Origin of the sequence: uncultured Megasphaera sp., assembly GCF_958350005.1 — a bacterium.
Taxonomy (GTDB): domain Bacteria; phylum Bacillota; class Negativicutes; order Veillonellales; family Megasphaeraceae; genus Megasphaera.
The window spans coordinates 1-7,910 of record NZ_CATWFF010000096.1 but is presented as its reverse complement, the minus strand read 5'-3'; the positions used below and the strand labels follow the sequence as shown (position 1 = coordinate 7,910).

12 protein-coding genes are annotated in these 7,910 nt (G+C 49.8%); 2 read left to right on the top strand and 10 right to left on the bottom strand.

Translation table 11 applies throughout. The annotated features are described in order from the left end of the window. Positions 1-2: 2 nt before the first annotated feature. The 3 genes from Q3886_RS06765 to Q3886_RS06755 are packed head-to-tail and all read right to left on the bottom strand — an operon-like array spanning position 3 to position 2,607. Positions 3-680 carry a thymidylate kinase gene (locus Q3886_RS06765; protein WP_301860507.1) on the bottom strand — a complete coding sequence of 226 codons (678 nt, stop codon included), beginning with the start codon at positions 678-680 and terminating at the stop codon, positions 3-5. Between the two features lie 5 nt (positions 681-685). After that, positions 686-2,140, bottom strand: coding sequence for an aminotransferase class I/II-fold pyridoxal phosphate-dependent enzyme (locus Q3886_RS06760; RefSeq protein ID WP_301860506.1), 1,455 nt, complete (start codon positions 2,138-2,140; stop codon positions 686-688). 2 nt (positions 2,141-2,142) lie between these two features. Next, the gene (locus tag Q3886_RS06755; RefSeq protein WP_301860505.1) at positions 2,143-2,607 is read right to left on the bottom strand and encodes an NUDIX domain-containing protein; all 465 of its coding nucleotides are present in this window, start codon (positions 2,605-2,607) and stop codon (positions 2,143-2,145) included. 174 nt (positions 2,608-2,781) lie between these two features. Between Q3886_RS06755 and Q3886_RS06750 the strand changes: the two genes are divergently transcribed. Next, positions 2,782-3,609 (top strand): pyridoxamine kinase, encoded by an 828-nt coding sequence (locus Q3886_RS06750; protein ID WP_301860504.1) that lies wholly within the window; start codon positions 2,782-2,784, stop codon positions 3,607-3,609. Between the two features lie 187 nt (positions 3,610-3,796). Here Q3886_RS06750 and rplL read toward each other — a convergent pair whose 3' ends face one another. The 7 genes from rplL to rpmG form a co-directional block, all read right to left on the bottom strand. Continuing rightward, positions 3,797-4,165: a 50S ribosomal protein L7/L12 gene (gene rplL / locus Q3886_RS06745; protein ID WP_301860502.1), complete on the bottom strand. Its 369-nt coding sequence runs from the start codon at positions 4,163-4,165 to the stop codon at positions 3,797-3,799. Between the two features lie 82 nt (positions 4,166-4,247). Continuing rightward, complete coding sequence (gene rplJ / locus Q3886_RS06740) at positions 4,248-4,805, bottom strand: 50S ribosomal protein L10 (RefSeq protein ID WP_301860499.1); 558 nt, start codon at positions 4,803-4,805, stop codon at positions 4,248-4,250. A gap of 175 nt (positions 4,806-4,980) precedes the next feature. After that, positions 4,981-5,697, bottom strand: coding sequence for a 50S ribosomal protein L1 (rplA, locus tag Q3886_RS06735; RefSeq protein ID WP_301860498.1), 717 nt, complete (start codon positions 5,695-5,697; stop codon positions 4,981-4,983). A 65-nt stretch (positions 5,698-5,762) separates the two neighbouring features. Continuing rightward, the gene (gene rplK, locus Q3886_RS06730) at positions 5,763-6,188 is read right to left on the bottom strand and encodes a 50S ribosomal protein L11 (protein WP_301860497.1); all 426 of its coding nucleotides are present in this window, start codon (positions 6,186-6,188) and stop codon (positions 5,763-5,765) included. Between the two features lie 86 nt (positions 6,189-6,274). After that, positions 6,275-6,814: a transcription termination/antitermination protein NusG gene (nusG, locus tag Q3886_RS06725; RefSeq protein ID WP_301860496.1), complete on the bottom strand. Its 540-nt coding sequence runs from the start codon at positions 6,812-6,814 to the stop codon at positions 6,275-6,277. Positions 6,815-6,830: 16 nt separating this feature from the next. Continuing rightward, positions 6,831-7,061, bottom strand: coding sequence for a preprotein translocase subunit SecE (gene secE, locus Q3886_RS06720; protein ID WP_301860495.1), 231 nt, complete (start codon positions 7,059-7,061; stop codon positions 6,831-6,833). A gap of 46 nt (positions 7,062-7,107) precedes the next feature. Then, on the bottom strand, positions 7,108-7,257 hold the full coding sequence (rpmG, locus tag Q3886_RS06715; protein WP_014015374.1) for a 50S ribosomal protein L33: 150 nt from the start codon (positions 7,255-7,257) through the stop codon (positions 7,108-7,110). A 229-nt stretch (positions 7,258-7,486) separates the two neighbouring features. On the opposite strand from rpmG, the gene Q3886_RS06710 reads away from it, so the two are divergent. Beyond that, positions 7,487-7,873: a hypothetical protein gene (locus tag Q3886_RS06710; RefSeq protein ID WP_301860484.1), complete on the top strand. Its 387-nt coding sequence runs from the start codon at positions 7,487-7,489 to the stop codon at positions 7,871-7,873. Positions 7,874-7,910: the final 37 nt, after the last annotated feature.

Here is a 7,910-nt window from a genome sequence, read left to right as displayed (position 1 = left end):
CTCTATAGGTTCAGCACAACCTGCACCAGCTGGTATACATCATCATGAATAGCCCCTGCCGGCCGCATCTGTCCTTCCTGTGCACAGGATACGCGCAGCCAGCCGTACCGGCGGGCCAGGACGTCATAGGCATCATGGCATTTCCGCAGAAACCCTTCATTGCCTTCATGAATATCACCGGTAGTGCCGCCCGTTTTTCCCTGCCGGTTGGCCATGAGCTGTTCCGTCACCGTCAAGGGCACATCCAGCAATACGACGGCGTCGGGAACGGGAAGTCCCAGTTTGACAAATTCAAAGTCCCACAGCCAGTCCAGATAGGCAGTTTGAGCTTTCTCTCCCTCTATCTTGATCATCTGATAGAGCATATTGCTCGTCGTGTACCGGTCAGCTACGACGATGCCGCCGTCCAGCAAAAACCGCTTCCACTGCATCTGGTACGACGCAAAGCGGTCGACGGCGTAAAACGCAGAAGCCGCATAGGGATTGACCGCATCAGCATCAGTGCCGAAATCACCGCGCAGGTACATTTTGACCAGGGCGCTCGACTCACTGTCATAATCGGGGAAACTTACAGAGCGGACCTGGCAGCCTTCCTGGCGCAGGCGCCGGACGAGAAGATCCGTCTGCGTCGCCTTGCCGCTGCCGTCGCCGCCTTCAATAATCACTAATTTACCTTTCATTTTCTTCACCTTTTCAGTATGCGAATCGTTCGCAGCGAACCATCTGCCGGCCCATTAGGCGTATACCCGGCAGCCATTTTTTCCCGTATATACGTCAGCACCTCGGCTGTCATGCGTTCCCCTAAGGCAATGACCGGAATTCCTGGCGGATAAAAGGTAATGGTCTCGGCAGCAATACAATCCCGTGCGCTGTCTAAAGGAATACATTCGGTATCGCCATTCCACGCATCCTGCGGCGATACGACGACCTCAGGCCGGGGAAGAGGCCGTTCCGGCTGTACCGACACGGACCGCGCCTGGCGGCCGCCGGCAATGTGCGTGCAGGCCCGGACCAGCGCTGCAGCCGATTCTGCATCGTCTCCCAGCGTAATCAGAGCCAGGACGTGATGCGCTGCTACCAGTTCCACTTCGATGCCTTCACGGCGGAGGAGCTGCTCTGCCTGTCTGCCATCCAGCCCCAAGCCGGCAAAATCAATGGTAACCTTCGTTTCATCTAAGGCCGCTACGCTGTCATAGGACAGGATTTCCCGGCCAAAAGAATGAATTCCTGGAATCTGATTCAATGAATTGCGAATCTTCCTGGCCAACGCCACTGCGCCGGCAATCCGTTCTTCCCCATAGAGAGCCAGCTGCTGCCGGGCACTGTCCAGAGACGCCAGGAACCAGTAATGAGGGCTCGTCGACTGAACCAGAGCCATAGCGGCCCGCACTTTCTCAGTCAGAGGAAATCCGCGGCGGCAGTGCAGCATGGACGTCTGGGTCAGTGAGCCCGTCAGCTTATGCGTACTCTGAGCTGTACAGTCTGCCCCGCAGGACAGGGCAGATGCCGGCAGATCCGGCGAGAAAGGCAGGTGTGCTCCATGCGCTTCATCGACCAGGACCATAAGGCCGTGAGCATGTGCATACGCCGTCATTTCCGTCAGTTTCACAGCAATGCCGTCATAGGTGGGATACGTAAATAAAACGGCTTTTGCCTGGGGATGGGCAGCAATAGCCTGCTGCAGACTTGCCAGGTCAGGGCCGAGGGAAATCTGCTCTTTCTCGGCAAACCGGCTTTCCATATATACCGGCACAGCACCGCTCAGGACCAAGCCGCCCATCACCGAACGATGGGCTTCGCGGGGGATAATGATTTCATCGCCGCGGCGGCATACAGCCAGGATCATGGCTTCAATGCAGGCCGTTGTGCCGTTAATCGAGAAAAAGGTCTGCCCTGCTCCGTACAGATCAGCAGCCAGTTCCATGGCCTCTTTCAGCGGGCCTTCAGGCTGAAACAAATCATCCAGAGCATACATGAGCCCCAAATCACGGCGCAGAGCGTCGCCAAAGAGAGCTTTCTCATAGGCAGGCGCCCCGTTCCCTGCTTTATGCCCTGGCGTATGAAAAGGCACCATATGCTTCGCACAATATGCTTCCAGCGCCTCTGCAAAAGGGGCACGCTGCTGTCGTAGCCTATCCATATCTATTTCTCCTGTATCCGTGCTAAAAACGTCTGCAGCAGGGCATAGCTCCGATCATAGGCAAAACCTTTCATCTGCCGCAGAGACCGCTGCAGCGAGCCATGCAGCCGGTAGGTTGGAAATTCGTCAGCTGTCACCCAATGGTAGGCCAGATGTTCTTCTGAAAGACGCACGTTCGCCGTCACTGCCATAGCCGTAAAAATAACGCCGTTCAAAAACTGGCCATTTCTCTTCTGATAACTCCAAATCCCGGCCGGCGCTTCCAGCTCGACATCCAGGCCCGTTTCTTCCCGAACTTCCCTGCGCAGTCCTGCTTCAAAATCTTCGCCAAACTGCAGGCCGCCGCCGGGGAACTCCCAGTGATGCAGCCCTTCTGCATCGTTTTTCTGTAAAATCAACAACTTGCCTTCATGAAAAATCATGGCTTTCACGCTGATACCCATGCGTATCTTTTCTTCCTGCGCCATTTCTCTCTTCCGCCCTTTCGACTCCTATTCTCCACAATATATGCACGTGTCATTATATCATAGATAGCAAAGCCGGTACAGGCAGCAAGACAGAACAAATCGTATCTGTCTTATTTACATTACCCCGATAAAGCGATAAAATAGTGATACAGTTTACCTTAGGGGGTATGAATAATGACATTAAAACGAGTATTAGCGGTTCACGATATGTGTTCTTTTGGGCGCTGCTCTCTGACTGCGGCGATTCCTGTTATTTCGGCCATGGGTATTCAGGTCAATCCTTTCCCGACGGCGCTGTTCAGCAATAACCTGACATACGGAGAATTTACATTCACCGATTTTACGCCTCATATGCATGAATTTATGGATCAGTGGGAAAAGCTCGGCTTCTCCTATGACGCCGTATACAGCGGCTTTCTCGCCGATGCCGGACAGATTGCTGTCGTAAAAGACGCAATTCGCCGCTTTGTCAAATCGGACGGCCTGGTCGTTGTCGATCCGGCTATGGCCGATGACGGAAAACTCTATCCAGTCTTCCAGCCGAATATTGTTACGGAAATGAAGGATCTCATCAGCAAGGCCACGATCATTACGCCAAACTATACCGAAGCTAGCCTGCTTCTGGACCGCCCGTACAGCGAAACGGCGCCTACATCAGAAACGCTGCAGGATATTTGCGTCCAGCTGAGCAGCAAGGGACCCAAAGCCGTCGTCATCACCAGCGTTCCCTCCCAAGCCGATGAAATCAAAATCGCCAGCTACGATGCCAAGTCCAACGTCTTTGACGAATATGCTGTCACCCGCGTGCCCTTCAGTACCTGCGGTACTGGCGACATCTTTACCAGCGTCCTCACAGGCTCTGTCCTGAACGGCGCATCCCTTGGCGCTGCCGTCAAAAAGGCTGCTGATTTCCTGAGCTATGCCATTAAATACACCTATGACGCAGGTTCGGACTACCGTGAAGGCGTACAGCTGGAACCGTGCCTGAAACAGCTTCTGTAATTTTCAATACAAGAGTAACAAAAAAGCCTTCTCCACTGCCCTAAACACAGCGAAGAAGGCTTTTTGTTTATCTATCAATTTAACACTTGCCCGGCCATACAAAGAAGAGGTGTATACTCGCAAAATAAAAAGCCCTGCCAACCGCGTGTATTACGCGATCGGCAGGGCTGTCATTTCCTGGCGGAAATTATTTCAGTTCAACAGAAGCGCCTGCTTCTTCCAATTTAGCTTTGAGAGCTTCAGCGTCAGCTTTAGCAACGCCTTCTTTAACAGCTTTCGGAGCGCCGTCAACGAGAGCTTTAGCTTCTTTCAAGCCAAGGCCAGTTACTTCACGGACAACTTTGATTACGCCGATTTTCTTTTCGCCAGCGGAAGTAAGAACAACGTCGAATTCTGTTTTTTCTTCAGCAGCAGCGCCGCCAGCAGCCGGAGCAGCAGCTACAGCTACAGGAGCAGCAGCAGATACGCCGAATTTTTCTTCCATATCTTTTACGAGTTCGGAAAGTTCCAAAACAGTCATGTTTTCAATGGCTTGCATGATTTCTTCTTTAGTCATTTTAAAATACCTCCATAGTATAGTTATATCTGTTGTATAAGTAATTCAATTCGTGAGAAAGAGCGAGCTCTTTCAGGCTGCATTATGCAGATTCCTGTTCAGCCTTTTTGGCGCGTACTGCGTCAAGCACATATACGACGTTGCGGATATTGCCCTGAAGTACGTTGACCAGACCGGAAATAGGTGCCTGCATGCTGCCAACGATTTTCGCGATAAGTTCTTCGCGGCTTGGCAGGCTTGCCAGTGCGTCAACAGCAGCTGCGTCGATAACCTGACCATCAGCGATACCGCCTTTGATCGTCAGCGCTTCTGTTTTCGTTTCTTTGATGAATTCTTTCAGGATTTTTGCCGGTGCTACAGCATCTTCTGTGGAATACGCAATAGCTGTCGGGCCTTCCAGATGTTCATCCAATGCATTGTAGCCGAGTTCATCAATGGCAATACGGGTTAACGTATTTTTGATGACTTTATATTCAACGTTGCCTTCGCGGAATTTACGGCGAAGTTTTGTAACGTCAGCTACAGTCAGGCCGGTAAAGCCGACCAGAACAGCACCCTGAGCAGACTGCAGCTTTTCTTTCATTTCAGCGACAACAGCAGCTTTTGCCGGGGATACCTGATGTTTTGCATACGTAGACATGACTTCGATACACCTCCTTGAATTAAATTTTTTATATCGTCTTAGCAATAAAAAACGGCCTCATTTCCATGAGGCCGAACTAGTCACAGTAAGTGTATCTGCTAGTTTTAGCCTCAGATGGCGGACTTGCGTCCATTATACATACCTTCAGTCTACAGCTAAGAGAGATATTAAATTATTCTGCGTCAGCTTTTACGACACCCTTGATGCTGAACTGGTTAATGTGTACACCAGGGCTCATAGTGGAGCTAACCGTAATGGATTTGATGTACTGGCCTTTGGCACCCGACGGTTTAACTTTGATAATCGTGTCGACGAGAGTCGTAAGGTTTTCGATCAGTTTATTTGCATCGAAAGATTTTTTGCCGATAGGGGAATGAATATTGCCGGCTTTATCCGTACGATATTCTACTTTACCAGCTTTGCTTTCGGAAACAGCTTTTGCAACGTCCATCGTTACAGTGCCGATTTTCGGGTTAGGCATCAAGCCTTTAGGACCGAGGATCTTACCTAACCGGCCAACTTTACCCATCATGTTCGGAGTAGCGATAGCTACGTCGAAGTCAAGCCAGCCGCCTTTGATCTTTTCGACCAAATCGTCGCCGCCGACATAATCAGCGCCAGCTTCCTGTGCTTCTTTTTCCTTGTCGCCCTGTGCAAACACGAGGACCGTCTTGGATTTACCAATGCCGTGAGGCAGAACCAAGGCGCCACGAACCTGCTGGTCGGCATATTTCGGATCTACGTTTAATTTTATGGACAATTCGACAGTTTCGTCAAATTTGGCGGTATCCATTTTTTTCACGAGGTCTACTGCTTCAGCTACGTCGTACAACTTCTGTTTGTCGACCAACTTAGCTGCTTCAGCATACTTCTTGCCAACTTTTGCCAATGTGTTTTCCTCCTTATGTGGTGTAGCGGGGCTGCGCCCCTTCCACGGGCAGAGAAACAGCCGAATTAGTCGACGATTTCAATACCCATGCTGCGAGCAGTACCTTCAATCATTTTCATAGCCGCTTCAACGTCGTTAGCGTTGAGGTCCGGCATTTTGGTCGTTGCAATTTCACGAACCTTATCGCGGCCGAGTTTTGCAACTTTCTTCTTGTTCGGTTCGCCCGAAGCTTTGTCGAGACCAGCTGCTTTTTTCAGTAATACGGCAGCAGGCGGTGTTTTGGTGATGAATGTAAAGGAACGGTCTTCGTATACAGTAATTTCAACAGGGATAATGAAACCAGCCTGTTTCGCTGTACGTTCATTGAATTCCTTAACGAACGCCATGATGTTGACGCCAGCCTGACCTAATGCAGGGCCAATCGGAGGCGCCGGAGTTGCCTTGCCAGCTTCGCACTGAAGTTTTACCATTCTAGTTACTTTTTTTGCCATGGTGAGTTACACCTCCTTACATTACAAGATGTGGTAAGCGAATCCAACGATTCTCCCACTCGCGGCTTGCGCCGCATTAGAAGTATTTATTCCAGACTTTTCTCGATTTGAGAAAAGTCGACTTCTACCGAAGTTTCACGGCCAAACATATCAATCAGGCCTTTTACGGTACCTTTTTCTTCATTGATTTCCGTAACGGTGGCAATGAAGTTTTCAAATGAACCGGATGTAATGCGAACCTGTTCGCCCACTTCTACCGAAATGTGCGGTTTCGGTTCTGCCCCGATGCCCTGAGATTTCAGGATACTCTTGACTTCTTCCGGTTCCAAGGGAATAGGCTTTGTAGCCGAGCCAACAAACCCGGTAACGCCAGGCGTGTTGCGGACGACATACCACGAACGGTCGTTGACTTCCATTTCGACGAGGACATAGCCCGGAAATACTTTACGTTTTACCGTGCGTTTTTTCCCGTCTTTCACGTCAACTTCGTCTTCCATAGGAACGAGGATGCGATGAATGACATTTTCCAGCCCCATAGACTTGACTTTCCGTTCCAGCGTAGCCATTACTTTATTTTCATACCCGGAATACGTATGGATAACGTACCATTTTTTATCAGATTCCATCTAAGCGCAGGCCTCCCTATCCGACGGCGGCACGAAGCAGATTAAACAGCTGTGAAAACACGCCGTCTGCTACGCCGATAATTGCCATGACTACAATCGTCGCAACGACGACCATAATAGTGTAATTAATCAGTTCTCTCTTCGTCGGCCAGATGACCTTTTTCATTTCTACCTTGACGCCCTGCAAAAATGACTTGCCCGGATTTTTCTTATTCTTTTGTGCTGCTTTTTTAGCTGAAAGTGCCATATACCCTCTCACATCCAAATAAGATTACGCACATCTTATTTCAAACCTATTTTGTTTCTTTGTGCAACGTTTCTTTTTTGCAGAACGGGCAGTATTTTTTCAGTTCCAAACGGTCCGGATTGTTTTTCTTGTTTTTGTTCGTCCGGTAGTTACGCTGTTTGCATTCTGTGCATGCCAAAGTAATTGCTGTACGCATTCCCTACACCTCTCTTAATATAGTCTGAAAAATCGCCGCAGACCCAGTGTCTGCGCAAGACTGCCTTTATAAGATACCACACCTGTCAGGCTAAGTCAAGAAAATTTTGTCGTAACTTAAAAAAGCCAGGGCTCAATCTGCATCCCAGCTTTTCTAAGTATATCATGAACTGCCGATTTGTCAAGTTTGGCCAGTACATGGTACGATAGAATAAAAAGGAGGCGGTTTTATGAAAAAGATCGGAATCGTACTGGCCATGGTATTGTCCTGTCAGCTTCTTGCGCCGGCAGGGCTCTCTGCAGCTTCGCCCCAGACATACCAATTACCGGATGCGGCCGGCTATGCCCTCATAGTAGGTACCTGGGAAAGCCGCGATGGCCGGGAGATGCATATTTCCCAGACAACCATCGACGGCAAGCCCTATAAGCTGTACAACGTCACGTCTGACGGCTGGAATACAGTCGTCCGCTTCACCGTCGGCGGCGTACTCCTGTCCCTCACATTTCCATCGGTCAATACGAATTATACGATGCTCAACAACATGACATCAGGCCGGTTTGCCGACACGGCGGATTTTGTACGGAAATACAGTTTTTCTCATGTCAAGCATTTATGAAAATGTCCCGAAAAATTTGAAACATAAGCCCCGTGAA